Below are 19,886 nucleotides of genomic sequence, written 5' to 3'. Positions count from 1 at the left end.
CCTGCTCACGTCGTCAAACGAGGGGCTATGGAAACCATTTCGGAAACGGTCGTCACCACCCGCGGGCAGGACGACGCATCCGGCGGGGAGTCGTTCGCGACCCTGCTGGAGTACTGGGCCCGGCGGCTCGGCGACGAGGTCGCCGTGACCTACCTCGACCATCGGACCGGCTCGGACGGCCGGGCGATCACCCTGTCCTGGCGCGAACTTGACGACCGGGTCGGTGCTCTCGCCACACGGCTGGCGGCTTTCGCCACCCCTGGGGAGCGGGCGGCGATCCTGGCCCGGCAGTCCGCCGACTACGTCGTCGCCTTCCTCGGCGCGATCCGGGCCGGGCTGGTCGCGGTCCCCCTGTTCGCCCCGGATCTCCACGGGCACGCGGGCAGGCTGGCCGCCGTGCTCGCCGACTGCGCGCCGCGCGTCGTGCTCACGACCGACGACGGAATCGACGGCGTTTCCGGTTTCCTCTCCTCGACGGACATCGAGCGCCCCGCGGTGCTCGCCGTCGACACCCCAGCCCCGGTCGCGGCCGGTGAACGTTCCTGGCCGCGACCGGAACCGGACGGACTGGCGTACCTGCAGTACACGTCCGGTTCCACGCGGACCCCGGCGGGAGTGATGCTGACCCACCGCAACGCGCTCACCAACGCCCGCCAGGCCTGCGACGCCTACGCGATCGAGACCTCGGCGACGTCCACCGTCAGCTGGCTGCCGCTCTTCCACGACATGGGCCTGATCCTCGGCATCGGCGCGCCCATGGCGGCGGGAGTGGCCTCGGTCCTGATGGACCCGCTCGCGTTCCTCGAACGTCCGTCCCGCTGGCTGCGGGCACTCTCGGCCAGCCCCGGCGCGATCAGCGCGGCCCCCAATTTCGCCTACGGCTACAGTGCTTCGCGGGTGACCGAGGACGAGAAGAGCTATCTCGAGCTGAGCCGCGTCGTCTCGCTGATCAACGGAAGCGAACCCGTCCTGCCCGCGACCATCGCGAAGTTCCACGACGCCTTCGCGGAGTGCGGACTGCGCCCCGAGGTGCACCGTTCCTCCTACGGGCTGGCCGAGGCCACCGTGCTCGTCTCCGTCACCGACGCGGGCGAGGCACCGCGGCAGGTCACCTTCGACCGCGACCGGCTCGCCGCCGGGTTCGCGATCCCCGCCGGACCGGGCGCGGTGTCCACCACGCTCGTCTCCTGCGGACTTCCGGCAGGCCAGCGGATCCGCATCGCCGACCCGGTCACCGGCGCGCTCGTCGAACCGGGCCGGGTGGGGGAGATCCAGGTCAGCGGTCCGAACGTCGGCGTGGGCTACTGGGGGCGGCCCGCCGCGTCCACCGCCGTCTTCGGCCTGCCGCCGGTCGATCCCGAGTCCGGTGTGGGCTGGTTGGCGACCGGAGACCTCGGCACGCGCTACGACGGTGAGCTGTTCATGACCGGCAGGCTGAAGGATCTCGTCATCGTCGACGGCCGTAACCACTACCCGCAGGACATCGAACAGACCGTGGAGACGCATCCCGCGGTCCGGCCGCATTCCGCCGCGGCCTTCGCGATCGAGCACGAAGACGGTGAAGCGGCGGTCGTGGTGCTGGAGCGGGCCAAGGGGTTCCAGGACGACGTCACCGTGGCGACGGCGGAGATCCGGAGAGCGGTTTCGGCCGCGCACGGCCTACGCCCGTACGACGTCGTCTTCCTCGAACCGGGTGCGGTTCCGCGTACCTCCAGCGGCAAGATCAGCCGCGCCCTCTGCCGGAAGTCCTATGTGGATGGCCTGCGGGCCGCACGGCGGCTCGGGTGAACGCGGAGATCCGTGACTGGCTGATCACACGGGTGGCGGAGCGGACCGGAGTGCCAGAGGATCAGGTGGATCCGGACCGCCCGCTGCACGAAAGCGGCTTGTCGTCGCGGGAGTCGATGGAGCTCGCCGCCGATCTTGGCCGGTACCTCGGCCGTCCGCTGCCGCCGACCCTGGTGTGGCAGTACCCGACGATCACCGCTCTCGCCGGACGACTGTCCACAGTGGACCGTAAAGCCGTCGCGAGCGTGGAAAGCCGTGCGGAAGAGCCGGTCGCGATCGTCGGTGTCGGCTGTCGCCTGCCGGGCGGTGCCGAGTCTCCGGAGGGGTACTGGCGCTTCTTGGACGCCGGACGCGACGGCATTCGCGAAATCCCGGCAGACCGCTGGGACACCGGCCTCGACTGGCTTCCGGGCCGAGGTGGATTCCTCGGCGACATCGCCGGCTTCGACGCCGAGTTCTTCGGCATCGTGCCGGGTGAGGCCGAAACGATGGATCCACAGCAGCGGATGCTGCTCGAAGTCGCTTGGGCGGCGCTGGAACACGCCGGGATCCCGCCGTCCACCCTGCGGGGAAGCCGGACCGGGGTGTTCGTCGGGCTCTCGGCGGGCGAGTACAGCCACCTGACGATGACCGACCCCACCGCAGTCGACGTCTGGTCCGCCACCGGAGCCGCGACGAGCATCGCCGCCAACCGGCTTTCGTACCTGTTCGACCTGCGGGGGCCCAGCCTCACCCTCGACACCGCTTGTTCGTCCTCGCTGGTGGCGGTGCATCAGGCGGTGCAGAGCCTGCGTAGCGGCGAATGCGGGACGGCGCTCGCCGCCGGGGTGAACCTGCTGCTCACGCCCGCCGTGACCGCGACCTTCCAGCGTGCCGGGGTGCTGGCTCCCGACGGTCACTGCAAGCCTTTCGACGCCGCCGCCGACGGCATCGCCCGCGGTGAGGGCTGCGGTGTGGTCGTGCTCAAACCGCTGAAGGCCGCCCGCCGCGCGGGGGACCGCGTGCTCGCGGTCATCCGCGGCAGCGCGGTGAACTCCGACGGCCGGTCCAACGGCCTCGTCGCGCCCAGTCCCGACGCGCAGGCCGCGCTGCTGCGGGACGCGTATGCGGCCGCGGGCGTCGACCCGTCCTCGGTGGACTACGTGGAGGCGCACGGAACCGGCACCGCGCTGGGGGATCCGATCGAGGCGGGCGCGCTCGGCGAGGTGCTCGGAACCGGACGCGAACCCGGCCGCCCGCTCCTGATCGGCTCGGTGAAGGGCAATCTGGGTCATCTCGAAGGCGCGGCGGGGATCGCCGGGCTGATCAAGGTCGTCCTCGCGATGCTCCACCGGCGGCTGCCGCCGACCCCGCACCATCGCGAACCCAGCCCGTACATCGATTTCGCCGGTCTCGGCCTGCGGGTGGTCGGCGCCGGGACGGACTGGCCGCGGTACTCCGGCGTCGCGCGCGCCGGGATCTCCGCGTTCGGCTTCGGCGGCACCAACGCCCATGTCGTACTCGAAGAGTGGCCTGCCGCGTCGTTCCCCGCTCGCGGTAAGGAAGCCGAAGGTCCGCAGGTGCTCGCGCTGTCGGCACGGTCGCCCGAAGTACTTCGGGCGCGGGCGGCCGACCTGGCGGACTGGCTTGAAGACCCCGCCAACGCCGCGGTGCCGTTGGACGTCGTCGCCGCGACACTGGCTCGGAGCCGGGACCATCTTCCGGTGCGCGGCACGGTGGTCGCCGACGGGCGTGCTCGGGCGGCCGCCGCGTTGCGCGAACTGACCGCCGCCGAGGCCGGGCCCGTGCCCGGTGTCGTGTTCGTCTTCTCCGGCTACGGCTCCCAATGGCCCGGGATGGGCCGCCTCCTGCTGCGTACCGAACCCGCGTTCCGCGCCGAGGTCGAGGCACTCGATCCGGTGTTCCGGGCCGAAGCCGGGTTTTCCTTGCGTGAGGTGTTCTCCGGTGAGCGCGACCTGCCGGACCTCGGCGCGACGCAACTCGCGTTGTTCGGCATGCACCTCGCCCTCGCCGGGCTTTGGCGGGCGCACGGCGTCGTCCCGGCCGCGGTGCTCGGGCATTCGATGGGCGAGGTCGCGGCCGCCGTCGTCGCGGGGGCGCTGGACGTCGCGGACGGCCTGCGCGTGATGGCCACCCGGGCCCGGTTGCTCGCGGAGGTCGACGCGACCGGCGACGGCGCGATGGCCGTGGTCGAACTGTCCCCGGCCGAACTGGCCGACCTGGAAGCGGAATTCCCCGGGGTCACCATCGCCGTCTACGCGTCGCCGGTCCAGTGCACCGTCAGCGGCGCAGCGGATCAGGTCGAGGCGCTGGTCTCGCACGTCGAGAGCCTCGGCAGGCTCGCGAGGCGGCTGCCGGTCCGGGGTGCCGGGCATTCGGAAGCCGTCGACGCCGTGCTCGACCGGTTCCGGGCCGGCCTCGGCGTGCTCTCTCCCCGACCGGCCGAGATCCCTTGCTACAGCAGCGTTCTCGACGATCCACGGCGGACGCCGATATTCGACGTCGACTATTGGGCGGCGAACCTGCGCCGTCCGGTCCGGTTCAGTCAGGCGCTGGCGGCGGCGACCGCCGACGGGTACGGCGTGTTCGTGGAGATCTCGCCGCATCCGGTGGCGCTGGCCGCGATCGAGCAGAGCACCGGGGCGCTCGCGCTGCCGTCCGCGAGCCGCAAGAGCGACGAGCGGACGGCGTTCCTGACCACGCTCGCCCGGCTCCACACTCTCGGCGTGCCCGGCGTGCTCGACGCCCGTGGCCCCCGCCCGGTCCCGGTCGCGTTGCCCGCCCCGCGCTGGCGGCACGAACGGTTCTGGCCGCGGCGCGCGGCCTCCCGGCCCGGTTCCGGTGGCGCGCATCCGCTGCTGGGTGTCCACATCGAACTGCCGACCGGCGGTGGACACCTGTGGCGCGCGGACGTCGGGACCGCGGTGCTGCCATGGCTTGCCGACCACGCGGCGATGGGGGTCCCGCTGTTCCCCGCCGCCGGATTCCTGGAACTCGCGCTCGCGGCCGCCAAGGCCGTCCAGCGGCCCGGAGGGCAACTGCGCGTCGGTGGCCTCGAACTGCACCGGGTGCTCCCGCTCGCCGCCCACACCGAGGTGACGACCAGTCTCAGCACCGGTTCAGGACCGTCCGAAGTGGACGTCTACGCGCGGTCCGCGCACGGCGGCTGGATCCGGCACGCCACCGCCCGCGTCCGTACCGGGGATACCACGGTGGTGCCCTTCGGTGCCGTCGCCGAGGACGCCCGGCCGGTCGACCTCTATCAGGTGCTGGCCGGGATGGGACAGAGCTACGGTCCCGCTTTCCGCGGGCTGCGCGGCGTTTCGGCCGCGCCCGGCCGGGCATCGGCGTCGATCACCATGCCCGCCGATCACCCCGCCTATGTCCTGCATCCGGTGATCGCCGACGCCTGCCTGCACGCGCTGGCCGCGGCCGGTGGAGACGCGCTGCACGAGGCCGAAGGTGTCTTCCTGCCGCTGACCCTCGGCGAGGTCGTCCTGGCAGGCGACCCGAGCCGCGGTGTCCGGGTCGACGCCGTGCTCGACTCGCTCGATCCGGCCGGTGACGGCCTGGTCGGCAGCGTCCAGCTGGTCGACGCGCACGACAACGTCCTGGTCGAGTTCCGTGAGGTCTACTGCCGGCGGTTCCGGCGTTCGTCCCTGCCGGTGCCGATGACGGACCTGCTGTTCGAGACCGTCTGGCGGCAGGCCGAACTTCCCGCGGCGGAACCGGGCACGCACAGCTGGGTCGTGCTGCACGACGGCGAACACGAGGGCAGGCCTTGGCTGACGGCGTTGCGCGAGCAGCTCACCGAGTCCGGGGACGAGCTGGCGATCGTCCCGCTCGGAGACCGGGCCGCGTTGGCGAAACTCCTGCGATCCCGTGAGGTGACGGGTGTGCTCGCGTGTGTCGCCACCACGGGCGTGCCCGACCCGATGCGGGCCGGAAAAGTGGTCGTCACGCTCTCCGGTGTTCTCGCTGAACTGGCCGAAGCGGTGCGCCCTCCGCGATTGTGGCTGGTCAGCGCGGGGGCGTCGGCCGTCGAACCCGGTGAGCGCGGTGACCCCGGTCAGGCCTCGCTGCGCGGCCTGATCCGGGTCCTCGCCTTCGAACATCCAGAGCTGCGGGCGAGCCAGGTCGACTTCGACGCCGAGCCGGATCCCGCCCGGGTGTGGGTCGCCACGCTAATGGCGGAGATTCGCGCGGACGCGCCGGACGACGAGATCGCGTGGCGCGAGGGCATCCGGTACACGAGGGTGCTCGCCCGTCCGGACCTCGGCGAACCCGTCCATGAAACCGTCGTGCGCGACGGCGCTTACGTGATCACCGGCGGGCTCGGCGGCCTCGGTCTGGTGGCGGCGGACTGGCTCGCCGGACGCGGTGCCGGCAGGCTGGTCCTCTCCGGACGGCGCGGCGCGACCGAGGACGTCGAACCGATGCTGGCGGATCTGCGTGGACTTGGCGCCGACGTCCGGGTGGTGGCAGGCGACATCGCCGAGCCGGGGACGGCCGAGGCGTTGGTCGAGGCGGCCACGGAAGGCGGTCTGCCGTTGCGCGGCGTGCTGCACGCGGCCGGTGTGCTGTCCGATGGTGCCGCCGTCACGGTCGATGACGGCGCGGTCGAGACCGTCTGGCGGGCGAAAGCGCTGGGAGCCTGGAGGTTGCACGAGGCGACCGCCGGATACGAACTCGACTGGTGGCTGACGTACTCGTCGGCGGCCGCGTTGTTCGGCTCACCGGGCCAGGCCGCCTACGCCACCGCGAACGCCTGGGTGGACGCGCTCGTCACGTGGCGGCGGGCGGCGGGACTTCCGGCCGCGACCATCGGCTGGGGAGCTTGGGGCGAGGCCGGAGCGGCCGTCGGCAGCCGCAACCCGGTGCTCGAACCACTCGGCACGGAGGAGGCGCTGGCGGCGATGGACGCCGTGCTGACGCGAGGCCGCGTGGCGACCGGCATCGCCCGCGTCGACGCCGGAACCGTGCTGGCTCTCTTCCCGCGTCTCGCTGAACGACCGTTCTTCGAAACTTTGGTACCGGGGGAGGAACCGGATTCCGGACCGTCCACTTGGGACGGACTGGACGCACTCCGGGCGGTCCTGCCGGAAGCCGCCCGCGAGATGCTGGCCGACTACCTCGCCGGGCTCGTCGCCGGGATGCTCGGCCTCGCCGCGGACGAGATCGACCGGCACGTCTCGCTCACCCAGCTCGGCCTGGACTCTCTGACCGCCATGCGCGCCAGGGGCGTGGTGGAACGCGACTTCGGCCTGCCGTTGCCGATTCCGCTGCTGTTGCGCGGCGCCAGCCTGGCCGAACTCGCCGACCATCTCGCCGAAGAGGCCGGGTTCGGCGGGGGGAGCGCCCGGCCCGCCGGGTCGAGCGTGGTGCTCGGACCCCGCGATCCGGCCGAACGTTGGGTCGCCCGGCACTGGCAGGCGGAACTGGGCGGCACGGAACCCGGCGTCCACGAAGACTTCTTCGCCGTGGGAGGCGATTCCGAGGGCGCGGAGCGGCTGCGCTCGGCGTTCGCCGGCCTGCTCGGCACGGTCCCCGACGTCGACCGGCTCTTCGTCACACCGACGATCGCGGCGATGGCCGATCTGCTGCGTGACCGGATCGAGGGACGCGGGGGTTGTCCGGTCCGGCCACTGCGCGAAGGCGGCACCGATCCGATGTTCCTGTTCCATCCGGCGGGCGGCCCGACGAGCGTCTACGACGGACTCGTCCGCCTGCTGCCGGCGGGCAGGCCCGTCTACGGCCTCGAACGAATCGACGAAGAGGACACCGTCGAGGGCAAGGCCGACTGCTATCTCGAGGTGATCCGGCAGATCCAGCCGCGGGGGCCGTACCGGCTGGGCGGCTGGTCGTTCGGCGGTTGCCTGGCCTACGAGACGGCCCGGCGGCTGACCGCGGCGGGGGAGCGGGTCGACCTCGTGTTCATGATCGACAGCATCCTGCCGTTGCCCGCACCCGGGATACCGGCGCACGAGATCCTGCTGGACCGGTTCGACCGGTTCGCCGAGCACGTCGAGCAGACCTACGGCGTGCCGTTGGACATCCCGCGTGCGGACCTCGTCCGGCTCGGCGACGACGAACAGATCCGGCTGGTGATCGCCAAGCTGGCCGCGCAGGTGCCCGGAATGGGCCAGGGAGTGCTGCGGCACCAATACGAGTCCTATGTGGACGCACGGGTGGCCGAACGCTACGACCCGGAGCCGTATGCCGGACCGGTGCTGCTGATGCGGGCGCGAGAACCGCATCCGCTGACCACCACCCTCGACCCGCGCTACCTGCGTACCGACGACGCCCTCGGCTGGGACGCCTTCTGCGCCGATCTCGAGGTCGTGCGCGTCCCGGGCGACCACCTGTCGATGATCGATCCGCCGCACGTCGAGGTGGTCGCCGCGGCGCTCGCGGCGCGGCTCGCGGCACCGAGGGCGGTGCGGCCATGACCGACGTCCCGTTCGCTCCGACGACGGCGTTCCGGATCGCCGATCTCGCCGCCCGGCAGGACGAAGCCGTCCGGATCGCCGAGAAACGCGCGGTCGACCGCCAGCACGCCAAGGGCAAGCTGACCGCGCGCGAACGCATCGACCTGTTGCTGGACCCGGGTTCCTTCGTCGAACTCGACCAGTTCGCCCGGCATCGGTGCGCCGAGTTCGGGATGGACGCCAACCGGCCCTACGGCGACGGCGTGGTGACCGGGCACGGCACCATCGACGGCAGGCAGATCTGCGTGTTCTCGCAGGACTTCACCGTGTTCGGCGGCAGCATGGGCGAGGTCTTCGGCGAAAAGGTCCTCAAGGTGATGGACCTGGCGATGACACTGGGCTGCCCGGTCGTCGGGATCAACGATTCCGGCGGCGCCCGGATCCAGGAAGGCGTCGTCTCGCTGGCTTACTACGCCGAACTCGGCAGACGCAACGCGCTCGCCTCCGGCGTCATCCCGCAGATCTCGCTGATCATGGGTCCCTGTGCCGGTGGAGCGGTCTACTCGCCGGCGATCACCGACTTCACCGTGATGGTCGACGAGACGGCGCACATGTTCGTCACCGGGCCGGACGTCGTGCACGCGGTCAGCGGCGAGCGGGTCACCGCACAGCAACTCGGCGGCGCCGCGGTGAACAGCGAGGTCTCCGGGAACGCCCACCACCGGGCCGCCGACGAACAGGACGCGATCGACTGGGTGCAGACCCTGCTCGGCTACCTGCCGTCGAACAACCTCGACGCCGCCCCGGACTACGCCGACGACACCTCTCCCGAACTCACCGCCGCCGATCTCGAACTCGACCGGCTGGTGCCCGATTCGCTGAACCAGGCCTACGACATGGCAGAGGTGATCCTCCGCCTCGTCGACGACGGCGAGTTCACCGAGGTGCACAGTGCCTTCGCGCCCAACATGATCTGCGCTTTCGGCCGGGTGCAGGGCCGCACGGTCGGGGTCGTGGCCAACCAGCCGCGGCATCAGGCGGGCGTGATCGACATCGATGCCTCGGAGAAGGCCGCGCGGTTCGTGCGGTTCTGCGACGCCTTCAACATCCCGATCCTCACCCTCGCCGACGTCCCCGGCTACCTGCCCGGCGCGGACCAGGAACGGCACGGCATCATCCGCCGCGGCGCCAAACTGATCTACGCCTACGCCGAGGCGACCGTGCCGAAGGTGACCGTGGTGATCCGCAAGGCCTACGGCGGCGGTTACGCGGTGATGGGGTCGAAACATCTCGGCGCCGACGTCAACATGGCCTGGCCCACCGCGGAGATCGCGGTGATGGGCGCCGAGGGCGCGGTGCGGGTGCTGCACCGGCGCGAACTGGCCGCGATGCCCCCGGAACAGCGGTCCGTCGAACAGCGGCGGCTCACCGAGGCGTACCGCAAACGGCATTCGAACCCTTACCTCGCCGCGGAACGCGGTTACGTCGACCAGGTCATCGCGCCGTCGCAGACCCGCCTGCAAGTGGCGCGGGCCCTGCGCGCGTTGCGGACCAAACGGCAGACCCTCCCGGCCAAGAAGCACGGAAACATCCCTTTGTGAGCGAGGAGAAGTGATGAACCGAAGGCGGCGATGGGGCCTGCTGATGTTGTCCGTGGTCGCCCTGCTCGGAAGCTCGGTCCCCGCGATCGCGGCTCCCGCGAGGGTCACCGCCGACAACGGTGCGAAGGTCGTCGAGGAGACGTGGCTGGACGCGCGCACGGTCGACCTGAAGATCAGTTCGCCCGCGCTCGGCACCACCGGCATGGTCCGCCTGCTGGTCCCGACCGGCTGGGCCGCGCAACCCACGCGGACCTGGCCGGCGCTGTACCTGCTGCACGGCTGTTGCGAACCGGTCGATTACCGCTCGTGGGACCAGTTCACTGACGTCAAGGCGTTCACCGCGGACAAGGACGCTCTCGTCGTCATGCCGACCGGCGGACCCGCCGGGATGTACACGAAGTGGTGGAACTTCGGACTGAAGAGCACTCCCGACTGGGACACCTTCCACACCTTGGAAGTACGGCAGCTCGTCGAACGCGGTTATCGCGCGGGTGTGCGCCGGGCGATCGCGGGGCTGTCGATCGGCGGGTACGGCGCGCTCGCGTATTCGTTCAAGCACAAGGGGATGTTCGCCGCCGCGGCGTCCTACAGCGGTGTGCCGAACACGCTGAACCAGGGGGCGCCCCTGTTCATCCAAGGAATCCTGGCCCGCGCGGGAATCTTCAACTACCTCGAACTCTGGGGCGACAGCTGGGGAATGCGGCCGCTGTGGTCGGCGAACAACCCCTTCGATCACGTCGACGACCTGCGCGGCACGGCCCTCTATGTCTCTTGTGGAAACGGGAAGACCGGCCCGCTCGACCCGCCAGGGAAGTCCGACTTCTTCGAACCGGCGGCGCTGTCGTCTTCCGTGAGCTTCACGGATCGGCTGAAGCTCAGAGGGATCCCGGTGACCGTTGACTACTACGGCAACGGCACGCACAGCTGGCCCTATTGGCAACGGGCCTTGCGTGATTCCTGGCCGGTGCTGGCGGGCGGGCTCGGACTCTGATCTGTTTCCCTACGGCAAGTAGTCCTCTAGTTGCGGTAGTTCAAAGCGCAAGTACCGCAACTAGAGGACTACTTGCGGCGGGGTGGCGACGAGTTCGGCGAAGCGCTCAGGGCTGACGTTCCCGCCGCTGATGATCACCCCCACCTTGCCCGAAACTGCCACCTGCCCGCTGAGCAGCGCGGCGAGACCGGTCGCCCCGCTCGGCTCGATGACGAGCTTCAGGCGTTCGAACGCGAACCGCATCGCGTCCCGGACCTGGTCGTCGGTGACCAGCGCGATGTCGTCGACGAGCTTCCGGTTGATCGAGAAGGTCAGCTCGCCGGGGATCTCGGCGGCCTGCCCGTCGGCGATCGTCCTCGGCACCGGGATCGAGACGCGTTCGCCCGCTTCCAGCGAGCGTTTGGTGTCGTCACCCGCGGCGGGTTCGACGCCGACGACGCGGATGCCCGGCTGCACGGCCTTCGCGGCGGTCGAACTGCCCGCGATGAGACCGCCGCCGCCGACCGGGACGACCAGGGTCTCCAGCGAACCGGCTTCCTCCAGCAGTTCCAGCGCCGCGGTGCCCTGCCCGGCGATCACGTGCGGGTGCTCGTACGGCGGGATGAGCGCCAGGCCGCGTTCCGCCGCCAGCGCCTCGCCGATCGCGACGCGGTCGCCGGTGTACCTGTCGTAGGTGACGATCTCGGCGCCGTAGCCGACGGTGGCGTCCTTCTTGGACTGCGGGGTGTCCTCCGGGATCAGGATGACCGCGCTGCTCCCGAGTTCCCGCGCGGCGAGCGCGACGGCCTGGGCGTGATTGCCCGAGGAATACGCGGCGATGCCCTTGGCCAGCTGCTCCGGCGAGAGCCGGGAGGCGGCGTTGTAGGCGCCACGGAACTTGAACGCCCCGATGCGCTGGAGGTTCTCGCATTTGATGTGGACCTCGGCGCCGACGAGGTCGTCGAGGGTGCGGGAACGCACGATCGGGGTCCGGTGCGCGACACCGGCCAGGCGGGTGGCGGCGTCGCGGATGTCGTCGATGGTCACGGGGGCGGTCATGATGCTCCTTGATCACGGATTTCGGCGAGATAGTTGTAAGCGGAGGCGCGGGAGATCCCGATCCGGGCCGCGACCAGCGGCACGGCCCGCCGCACGGCGAAGACGCCCCGTGCGTGCAGGCTGCGGAACAGGTCGAGACGTTCTTCGCGGCTGAGTGCGGCCCAGGGCTTGTTCAGCCGGAGCTGGTGGTCGTCGACGATCGCGTCCACCACGGCGTCGACGTTGTCACCGAAGGTGGTGGTCGGCGTTTCGGCGGCGGCGGTGCCGACGTCGGCGAGTTCGCCGACCAGTGTCCGCAGCTGGCCCAAGGCGGTGACGTCGAGGTTCACGCACAGCGCACCGAACACCGAGCCGCCGCTGTCACGCAGCAGCATGGTCGAAGACTTCACCAGCTTCCCGGAGGCCGTCCGGGTGACGTAGTTCAGCTCGTCCTCGGCGTCGTCGCCACGGGCGAGCAGACCCATGCCGATCTCGCTCATCGACCCGCCGACACTGCGATCGGTGACTGATCCGGCGATCGCCACCACCGACTTCTCGGGACGGCGGAAGTCATGCACCACGACCTCGCAGAACGAGCCGAGCGTCGCCGCGATGCCGCCGGCGACCGGGGCGAGCGCGTCGAGGATCGCGTCCTGCTCAGACATCGCGTGTTCGGGCGAGGGCCTCGACTTCGACAGTGCCGCCGTAGGGAAGGGAAGCCACTCCGACGCAGGTGCGGGCTGGCCGGGGCTCGGCGAAGAACTCTTCGTAGACGCGGTTGAGGCCGTCGCGGTCGGCGATGTCGGTCAGATAGACGACGACCTTCACCACGTCGGCCCGGCTCGCGCCGACCGAACGCAGCGCGGCGTCGAGGTTGGCGAAGGCCTGCGGGCATTCGGCGTCGAAGCCGCCGGGGACCAGGTCGCCGGTCTCGGTCACGCCGAGCCGTCCGGATACGGAAACCAGGTCGTCGCTGCGGAAGGCCGGGGGATACGGATGCTCGTTGCTCACGAGACTGACTGTATACGTCTTGGACGAAAAGTCCAAGCCGGGTGCTGCTCAACGAACCCGTGATGCTGTGCGTGCCATCCGGCCACCGGCTCGCCGGACGTGGTCGCGTCGGCCTCGCGGACCTCGACGGAGAGCCGTTCCTCACCGCGCGGCCCGGTTACTGGCAGCGCGCGCTCGCCGATCACCTGTTCGCGAAGGCCGACCTCGAACTTCGCATCGCCTGCGAGGCCAGGAAGCCGCTGTGCTCTTCCAGCTCGTCGACGCGGGTCTCGGGATCGCGTTCGTGCCTTCCCTCGGGTTGCGGGCCGACACCAGTCCGACGGTGGTCTGGCTCGAGGTCGACGACCCCGAATGCCGTCGCGTGCTCAGCGTCGCGTGGCGCGAGGACACCTATCTTTCCGCCGCGGCCCGACGCTTTCGCGACCACACCGTCGACCATTTCCACGCACAGGCGGAAGCCGGGCCCCGGTCGGACTGACCAGGACCCGGCTTCGGGAGATGTTACGGGTTGAGCGTGACGCTGTAAGCGCTCAGCGCCTCGCCGATCGGCTGGAAGTACGAGCTCCCGCCACCCTTGCCCGAGGTGATGCCGAGGCCGATGCTGCCGGAGAACAGGCAGCCGCCCGAGTCACCGGGGTTGACCAGCGCGTTGGTCTGGATCAGCTGGTACACCGAGCCCTCGGCGTAGTTCACCGTGACGTTCAGCCGCTGCACCGAGCCCGAGGTGAGTCGGGTGGTGCTGCCGCTCTTGCTGATCCTCTGCCCGACGGTCGCGGAACCGGCGGAGGCGATCCGCTGGGTCGAGCCGTTCCACAGGGTGACCGCGCCGGGGCCGCTGCCGGAGGTGTTGCGGATCAGGCCGTAGTCGTTGGTCGGGAAGCTGGCGCCCTGCGACGGTCCGACGTTCCACTGCGACACCGCGCGGGTGCAGTGGCCGGCGTCGAGGATGTAGTTCTGGCCGCCCTTGTTGGTGTTGAACCCGACCGAGCAGCGGGTACCGCCGCCGGTGATGGCCTCACCGTTGTAAATCGCGGTGTGCATTTCGCCGGTGGTCCGCTCCACCCGGACCCGGTCGCCCAGCGCTTCAGCCGCCTTCACGAGGGCTTCGGAGCCCTTCGCCGCGTCGGACACGGTCAGCACGACCTGGTTGGACTTCGGGTCGAGGCCGATCGACGTGTGCGCGACCGTTGGCAGCGCCTGCAAGGCGTTCTGTGCCCCCGCCAGCGCCGCGCTGGAGTGCTTGACCACGCGGGCCCGCGCCCCGGTCGCGGTCACCTGGTCCGCGGCGGCCTGGTCCAGCACGTTCACCACGGGCTTGGCGGAGTCGTCGAGGTAGCCGTCGGCGGCACGGGTCCCGAGGGAGGCGGTGACCTTCTGCACCGTTTCGGCGGCTGCCGTCTGCGCCCGAAGGAAGTCGACGGCGGCGGCTTGGCTGATCCCGGCGTCCGAAGCGAGGGACGTCACCGCTTCACTCTGCACGGTGGGGGAGTAGCCCTCGATGGTGGTGGCGGTGGCCGTGGACGGGGCTAGGAAGCCGATGACCGCGGCCGCGGCCACCAATGTGGTGGCGGTACGGGCTAAGGGGTTTGTGCGCATACCGGGAACTCACTTTCGCGAGGGAGGATCCAGCGCGAAGGGTGGCCGCACTGGACACAGTGGGGTAGCCGGGCATGGCCAAGGTGGCCCGGCACCGGTGATCCGGTGTCGATCAGGGTGATCCGTGTCCACCGGCGCGGGGTACCGACTTTCGTTGGACAGGAAGAAAGATAGGTACCGCGCCGCTACGGCTACCGACGTATCCGCGCATAGCAAGCGGCGCCGTAACACGGGTATGTTCACACGCCCGGCCTAGAGATCGTTCTCTGTGCCGCCTGCCGTGGACGGCAGTACGGGGTTCGCTACTTGGTCGTGAGTGGCGACTGGTGTCAACGCGAAGGTCCGAGAGCAGCGCGGCCTACATCGTCAGCCTCTCGCCGCGACGAAGAGCCGCCTGACCTGCAAAACCCTGACTCTGCCGAGACCCTGGCGTCTAGCGCGGTGAAGGGGGCCTTCCTGTAATGGAAGGTGTGGCCGAGGAAGACTTCCTTCACAGACCTGAACCCGAACCGCCACTCAGGGCCAGCCGTCGAAGGCGAGCCGGGCGAACCGTTCCCCGATGAGCCGGTGCGTCGCCGCGTCCGGGTGGAGGTTGTCGGGGAGCGGCATGGCGGCCTGGTCCGCTTCGCCGTACAGGGCGAGACCGTCGAGGTAGCGCAGGTTCGGGTCGGTCGCGCTCCGCTCCTTGACGATGCGGGCGAGTTCGCCGCGGATCGTGGTGAGGGTCAGCTTTCCCGCGGCGGTCTCGGCGGGATCACCGGTGGCCGTGAACCGCACTTTTCCTTCGCTCAGCCCGCCGGGCTCGAAGGCGCAGGGACCGGGGGTGTGCTCGTGAATCGCGCAGTGGATCGCCGAGACGACCAGCAACGGGGTGGTGGGGTGCCCGTCCCGGATGGTGTCGAGGAAACCGTGCACCGCCGGGACGAACGCGCGCAGCCGCATCGCGTCGGAGTTGACGAGGTTGATGCCGATCTTGACGCTGATCAGGTCGGCGGGTGTGTCCCGCATGGCGCGGGCGGTGAACGGGTCGAGAAGCGCGCTGCCGCTGAAACCCAGGTTGACCAGATCAACGCCGGCGAGCCTCGCGGCCAGGGCGGGCCAGGTCCCGGTCGGGGTCGCCGCGGTGGAGCCATGGCTGATGGAGCTGCCGTGGTGCAACCAGGTCTTACGATCGCGGGGCCGTGCACTGTGGACTGTCGCGTCGGTCCGCAACGCGACCAGCTGAGTGCTTTCGTCATGCGGCAGCCAAATCTCGACGTCCTTCTCGTCCCCTGGCAGGTCGGTGAAACGCAGCGTCCGCACGGGGCCGGGCCGGGTTCGCGTGGTGCCGTTGGCCATGTCGATGGTGAGCGTGTCGCCTTCGGTCACGCTGGCCCGTCCCGCGAGCCGCCCGTCCACGAGGAGTTCGTAGACGCCGTCGGGCCGGGGTGGCACGCCCGCGTAGACCCGTTTGGTGGCGATGACGTCCAGCTCGACGAGCGTTGCCGTGGTGCGGAAGACCAGTCGTACACCGGACGGCTGCGACTCCGCCATGGCCAGCTGGCCGTCGGGGATCTGCTGCCGGGCCCGCGCGGGAAGCCGGTGGGGGAGTACGCCGCGTTCGGTGTACTCCAAGTCAAGGGCGCCGCGTACGAGGTCGGCGGTGATCGGGGTCGTGAGCATCTTCTCGTTCATTTCGTTCGTGGCCAAGCGCGCAGCAGGACGTCGAGCGCGTCGAGGATTTCGGTCCAGCTCTCCTGCGAGCCGGGGGTGCTGTGGCTGAAACCGCCGGCGGACTCCAGGCCGACGAAGCCGCTGAAGACACTGCCCAGCAGCCGTACGGCGTGCGTCTGGTGCGGTTCGGCCAGGTCGTACCCGCGCAGGATCGCGCGCGTCAACTCGGCGTGCCGGACGCCCGCGCTGGTGGCGGCCCGCTCCGGTGCGAGCCGGAACCTCGCGGCGGTGAACCGGCCGGGATGTTCGAGGGCGTAGTCGCGGTGGACGTTCGCCAAGGCGATCAGCGCGTCCCGGCCCGCCAGCCCGGCCACCGCCGTGGAAGCCAGGTCGGCGAGTTCGGTCAAGGCCAGCAGGGCGATCTCGGTCTTCAGCTCCTGGGCGTTCTTCACATGCGAGTACAGGCTCGCCGTCTTGACGCCGCACCGTTTGGCGAGCTCCGTCGGGGTCACCTGCTCGAAGCCGACCTCGTCGGCCAGCTCCGCTCCTGCCACGACCACGCGTTCCGTGGTCCATCCCGCTCGTGCCATGTCCGCCACATTAGCATAGTCCATTATGTATTTGCCTAATAAGCTTAGGAAGCAAACCTGGGTTCGGTAGCGGCCGTCCTGAAGGACGCTGAGTGCGGTCCGAACGGAGGTGAGCGTGATGAACACAGTGGGCCCGGCCCGGGCCCGGCGCGACCGCATCGAGCGCTGGAGGGGAGACCGGCGCCTGCTCGTCGGCGCGATCGTGGCCTCGGCCGCCGCCCTGGTCTGCGGATTCCTGGCCGGGCGCGGATTCGGCTCGCTCGTCGAGATGATCCGGACGATGGCGATCGACAGCGTTTTCGACGACCGCGGCGACGGTGACCCGCCGTACGGCCCGGTGTGGGGAACCTTCGCCGTCTTCGGCGGGATCGCCGGGGCGAGCCTCGCCAGTGTCGCCATGCGGCGTTACCAGGGACGCCCGTCGGGACCGGTGTTCCCGGTCGTACTGGTGTTCGCGATGAGTACCCTCGGCATCTGGGTTTCGTCGCGGGAGTGGCTTCCGCCTCTCGCCGTCGGCATCGCGGTCGACCCGGTCTTCCACACGGACGAAAAGTGGGAATTCTGGGGATGGTCGATGTACTACGCGGACCTGTGGGTGCCCGCGTGCATGCTCGTTCTGACGCTCCTCGTGCTGTGGTACGCCATCCAGGTCTCCCGCCGGTACGCCGAGATGGTCCGGAACCGGGACTGGATGCTGGGCTACGGCCGCCGGGTGCCTGCCCAGATCGTCGACGTGAAGGTGCACCTCGGTGGGGACGAATCGGGGACCCGGGTCGTCGGCACGACCGTCACGCTGCGCTTCGTCGACGCTGCGGGAGTCTCACACTGGGTGACCCGTCGTACCCGGGACACCACGATCGCGACCGCCGAAGTGCTGTTCGATCCGGCTTCGCCGTCCGACGACAAGAAGATCTTCGTGGCGCTCAGGCGCTATCCCGCCCTCAGTGACTGGCTGCCCGCGGCCTGAAAGTCTGGAGTTACGTTCATGTCTGTCCCAGCACCCGCGCGCCTCGGTCCGGTCGCCCTCGTCCGCGGCCTCCTTGCCGGAATCGTCATCGGGACGGCACTGTGCGCCTTCGTCGTCGGCATCATCATCGAGTACGTCCCGCTGATCATCGCCGGCCTGGGGCTTCCCCTCGTCTACGGAATCCTGCTTTACCTCGCCGGAGCCCCGCGTCGCGCTCGTGAGGCGGCGGTCGTCCCGGTGGTCGCGCTCGCCAAGATCGAGAGCCTGCGTGCCGGTGGCACGGAAACGGGCGACGTCCCGGTCGACTTCGTCCTCACCGTCGCCCCCGACGGCGCGGCGACCCACCGCGTCGAGATCCAGCACGGCGTCAACCTGGTCGACATCCCGAACCACCGGCCCGGCAACATCATCGTCGTCCAGTACCCGCCGGACCGGCTGTGGAAGGCGAAGATCGTAGAGCGGCTGTCACCGGAGTGGGAGCGCCGCGTGGCCGAAGCCTCGATCGAGTCCGCTCCGGAGTCCAGTCTGGTGCAAGAGCCGCCGGAGGGCTGTTTGTCCGGCGGGCTCACGCTTCTCGGCCTGCTGCTCGGTGCGGCGCTCGTGCTGTTCTTGTTCCGTGCGGAACTGTTCGCGCCGGAAGCGCCCGCGCGGGCGGAAGAAATCCAGTCCAGCATGACCACGTCTTCGTCGGGCTCCGCCACGGTCACCGTCGACCAGTCGCTGCTGGGCGAGGGGGAGTTGCGCCGGGTGATCGACGCGCTGGCGCGGACAGCGGACGTCTCGCGGGTGATCACCGCGGTGGTCGAGGAGCGGCGGCTGACCGTGGTCTTCGCGCCGACCGACGCCCAGGTGCCGTGGTTCGACCTCCGAGCAATGGCCGTCGACCGCGTCCCGGCCCTGGTCAAGAAGGCGACGACCACGATCGACGTCGGATCGCCGCAGACCTGGCAGGTCATCGCCGTCCCGTTCGGGGCCGACGTCAGCCTCCGTGTCATCGTGACCGGACCGGATGGCAGTGGCTCGCTTCCGGGTTAGCGAAGGCGAGGCGACGTGCTCGGGGTCGTGAGTGGCAGATGGCGTGGGAGCGGACCGGTATTTGCCCGGCCTGCCCCGAGGTTGACGATGAAGGAATCGGGACGTTCAGTGTCCCGATTCCTCGATCGTCACGAGGTCGCGCCGGTCTTGGAGCTTGATCAACGGAGGATCGGGGACACTCAACGTCCCTGATCCTCCGTTGATCAAGCTCAGGCCACACTCACGACCCACGCGCGGGAACGCTCACCGGAAGCCCTTCGCCGGCTCGTTCACCCGAAGTGTCCAGTCGCTGAACAGTCGCCTGACGGCTGGACTTCCCGTCGGCCCACCGGTAGACCAGGATCCCGTGACCTTCGCCCCACGCCGCCTCGCCGGCGTCCTCGCCGCCCTGGTGCTCACGATGGCGGGCACCGCGGTTCCGGCCGCCGCCACGAACCTCACCGTGCTGAGCTTCAACATCTGGATGCGCGGCTCGCACGGCGGGATCGGTTCGGTGGTGAGCCAGATCCGTGCTTCGGGCGCGAACGTGGTGGCGTTGTCGGAGACCGGCGGCGGTGCCACCGAAGCCATCGCCGACGCGCTGGGCTGGCAGCACACCGAACCCGGCTGGGACATCGACGTGCTCAGCGCGCTGCCGATCCAGGACACCGACTGGAAGTCCTGGAGCGACACGGGCGCGCAGGCCATCACGGCGAAGATCGCCGGTGTCTGGGTCTACGCGATCCACCTGGACTACACGAAATACGGCCCGTACAACGCGTGCTTCGACAAGGACGGCCTCAGCACGATCCTCGCCGACGAGACGAACCGCCGCCGTCAGGCCGAGCAGATCGCCGAGTGGACGGGCAGCAGCCCCGGTATCGTCGCCGGCGACCTGAACAGTCCGTCCCATCAGGACTGGACGGCGGCCGCCAAGTCAAGGCACTGCGGTTACGAGGTTGCCTGGCCGACCACGAAGGCGTTCACCACGCGCGGTTTCACCGACTCCTACCGGAAGCTGCGGCCCGACCCCGTCGCCGACCCTGGCGACACCTGGTCGCCGGTGGTCAAGGACAACCAGGGCAGGCCGGAACCGCAGGACCGGATCGACTTCGTCTTCTACCGTGGCGGCTCGATCACGCCCAAGAGCACCCGCACGTTCGGCGGCGGGACCGGCTGGCCGTCGGACCACCTGGCCGTGCTCAGTTCCTTCACGGTGTCCTGACCGGT

General features: G+C 70.0%; 13 protein-coding genes and 1 pseudogene. 8 read left to right on the top strand and 6 right to left on the bottom strand.

The features are described 5' to 3' along the window. Positions 1-27: 27 nt before the first annotated feature. The 4 genes from ACM6LR_RS12000 to ACM6LR_RS11985 are packed head-to-tail and all read left to right on the top strand — an operon-like array spanning position 28 to position 10,808. Positions 28-1,788 carry a fatty acyl-AMP ligase gene (locus ACM6LR_RS12000; protein WP_414938611.1) on the top strand — a complete coding sequence of 587 codons (1,761 nt, stop codon included), beginning with the start codon at positions 28-30 and terminating at the stop codon, positions 1,786-1,788. Beyond that, positions 1,785-8,237, top strand: coding sequence for an SDR family NAD(P)-dependent oxidoreductase (locus ACM6LR_RS11995; protein WP_414943751.1), 6,453 nt, complete (start codon positions 1,785-1,787; stop codon positions 8,235-8,237). The genes ACM6LR_RS12000 and ACM6LR_RS11995 overlap by 4 nt, the downstream gene beginning before the upstream one ends. Further along, positions 8,234-9,817 carry an acyl-CoA carboxylase subunit beta gene (locus ACM6LR_RS11990; RefSeq protein WP_414938613.1) on the top strand — a complete coding sequence of 528 codons (1,584 nt, stop codon included), beginning with the start codon at positions 8,234-8,236 and terminating at the stop codon, positions 9,815-9,817. Before ACM6LR_RS11995 ends, ACM6LR_RS11990 begins: the two co-directional genes overlap by 4 nt. A gap of 13 nt (positions 9,818-9,830) precedes the next feature. Beyond that, entirely contained in the window at positions 9,831-10,808 is a 978-nt protein-coding gene (locus ACM6LR_RS11985) for an alpha/beta hydrolase (RefSeq protein WP_414938614.1), read from the top strand. A gap of 60 nt (positions 10,809-10,868) precedes the next feature. Here the strand turns inward: ACM6LR_RS11985 and ACM6LR_RS11980 are convergent, their stop codons facing one another. Genes ACM6LR_RS11980 through ACM6LR_RS11970 form a run of 3 tightly spaced genes read right to left on the bottom strand, consistent with a single transcriptional unit; the run spans position 10,869 to position 12,836 of the window. Continuing rightward, a complete protein-coding gene (locus ACM6LR_RS11980; RefSeq protein WP_414938615.1) occupies positions 10,869-11,846 on the bottom strand; it encodes a pyridoxal-phosphate dependent enzyme in 978 nt (325 codons plus the stop codon). Then, a complete protein-coding gene (locus tag ACM6LR_RS11975; RefSeq protein WP_414943750.1) occupies positions 11,843-12,490 on the bottom strand; it encodes a helix-turn-helix transcriptional regulator in 648 nt (215 codons plus the stop codon). The genes ACM6LR_RS11980 and ACM6LR_RS11975 overlap by 4 nt, the downstream gene beginning before the upstream one ends. Next, positions 12,483-12,836 (bottom strand): RidA family protein, encoded by a 354-nt coding sequence (locus ACM6LR_RS11970; RefSeq protein ID WP_414943749.1) that lies wholly within the window; start codon positions 12,834-12,836, stop codon positions 12,483-12,485. The genes ACM6LR_RS11975 and ACM6LR_RS11970 overlap by 8 nt, the downstream gene beginning before the upstream one ends. 62 nt (positions 12,837-12,898) lie before the next feature. On the opposite strand from ACM6LR_RS11970, the pseudogene ACM6LR_RS11965 reads away from it, so the two are divergent. Next, positions 12,899-13,314, top strand: a pseudogene (locus tag ACM6LR_RS11965) (LysR substrate-binding domain-containing protein). A 23-nt stretch (positions 13,315-13,337) separates the two neighbouring features. Here ACM6LR_RS11965 and ACM6LR_RS11960 read toward each other — a convergent pair. The 3 genes from ACM6LR_RS11960 to ACM6LR_RS11950 all read right to left on the bottom strand — a co-directional run bounded on the left by ACM6LR_RS11960 (position 13,338) and on the right by ACM6LR_RS11950 (position 16,675). Further along, positions 13,338-14,432, bottom strand: a complete 1,095-nt coding sequence (locus ACM6LR_RS11960; protein ID WP_414943748.1) for a S1 family peptidase — start codon at positions 14,430-14,432, stop codon at positions 13,338-13,340. A gap of 516 nt (positions 14,433-14,948) precedes the next feature. Further along, positions 14,949-16,094: an SGNH/GDSL hydrolase family protein gene (locus ACM6LR_RS11955; RefSeq protein ID WP_414939141.1), complete on the bottom strand. Its 1,146-nt coding sequence runs from the start codon at positions 16,092-16,094 to the stop codon at positions 14,949-14,951. Between the two features lie 8 nt (positions 16,095-16,102). Then, positions 16,103-16,675, bottom strand: a complete 573-nt coding sequence (locus ACM6LR_RS11950; protein WP_414938620.1) for a TetR/AcrR family transcriptional regulator — start codon at positions 16,673-16,675, stop codon at positions 16,103-16,105. 118 nt (positions 16,676-16,793) lie between these two features. Between ACM6LR_RS11950 and ACM6LR_RS11945 the strand changes: the two genes are divergently transcribed. The 3 genes from ACM6LR_RS11945 to ACM6LR_RS11935 all read left to right on the top strand — a co-directional run bounded on the left by ACM6LR_RS11945 (position 16,794) and on the right by ACM6LR_RS11935 (position 19,881). Further along, the gene (locus ACM6LR_RS11945; protein ID WP_414943747.1) at positions 16,794-17,642 is read left to right on the top strand and encodes a hypothetical protein; all 849 of its coding nucleotides are present in this window, start codon (positions 16,794-16,796) and stop codon (positions 17,640-17,642) included. Between the two features lie 18 nt (positions 17,643-17,660). Continuing rightward, positions 17,661-18,677: a hypothetical protein gene (locus tag ACM6LR_RS11940; RefSeq protein WP_414943746.1), complete on the top strand. Its 1,017-nt coding sequence runs from the start codon at positions 17,661-17,663 to the stop codon at positions 18,675-18,677. A gap of 346 nt (positions 18,678-19,023) precedes the next feature. Beyond that, positions 19,024-19,881, top strand: a complete 858-nt coding sequence (locus tag ACM6LR_RS11935; protein WP_414943745.1) for an endonuclease/exonuclease/phosphatase family protein — start codon at positions 19,024-19,026, stop codon at positions 19,879-19,881. Positions 19,882-19,886: the final 5 nt, after the last annotated feature.

The organism is Amycolatopsis sp. cmx-11-32 (assembly GCF_047608695.1).
Classification (GTDB): Bacteria; Actinomycetota; Actinomycetes; order Mycobacteriales; family Pseudonocardiaceae; genus Amycolatopsis.
Note: the sequence above shows the minus strand (reverse complement) of the source record. Positions and strands in the feature narration are given on the sequence as shown.

What these genes read in the sequence shown, in the direction of transcription:
- ACM6LR_RS12000 (WP_414938611.1), top strand. Translation starts at nt 28, where the DNA reads ATGGAAACCATTTCGGAAACGGTCGTCACCACCCGCGGGCAGGACGAC.
- ACM6LR_RS11990 (WP_414938613.1), top strand. Translation starts at nt 8,234, where the DNA reads ATGACCGACGTCCCGTTCGCTCCGACGACGGCGTTCCGGATCGCCGAT.
- ACM6LR_RS11985 (WP_414938614.1), top strand. Translation starts at nt 9,831, where the DNA reads ATGAACCGAAGGCGGCGATGGGGCCTGCTGATGTTGTCCGTGGTCGCC.
- ACM6LR_RS11980 (WP_414938615.1), bottom strand. Translation starts at nt 11,846, where the DNA reads ATGACCGCCCCCGTGACCATCGACGACATCCGCGACGCCGCCACCCGC.
- ACM6LR_RS11975 (WP_414943750.1), bottom strand. Translation starts at nt 12,490, where the DNA reads ATGTCTGAGCAGGACGCGATCCTCGACGCGCTCGCCCCGGTCGCCGGC.
- ACM6LR_RS11960 (WP_414943748.1), bottom strand. Translation starts at nt 14,432, where the DNA reads ATGCGCACAAACCCCTTAGCCCGTACCGCCACCACATTGGTGGCCGCG.
- ACM6LR_RS11955 (WP_414939141.1), bottom strand. Translation starts at nt 16,094, where the DNA reads ATGCTCACGACCCCGATCACCGCCGACCTCGTACGCGGCGCCCTTGAC.
- ACM6LR_RS11950 (WP_414938620.1), bottom strand. Translation starts at nt 16,675, where the DNA reads ATGGCACGAGCGGGATGGACCACGGAACGCGTGGTCGTGGCAGGAGCG.
- ACM6LR_RS11945 (WP_414943747.1), top strand. Translation starts at nt 16,794, where the DNA reads ATGAACACAGTGGGCCCGGCCCGGGCCCGGCGCGACCGCATCGAGCGC.
- ACM6LR_RS11940 (WP_414943746.1), top strand. Translation starts at nt 17,661, where the DNA reads ATGTCTGTCCCAGCACCCGCGCGCCTCGGTCCGGTCGCCCTCGTCCGC.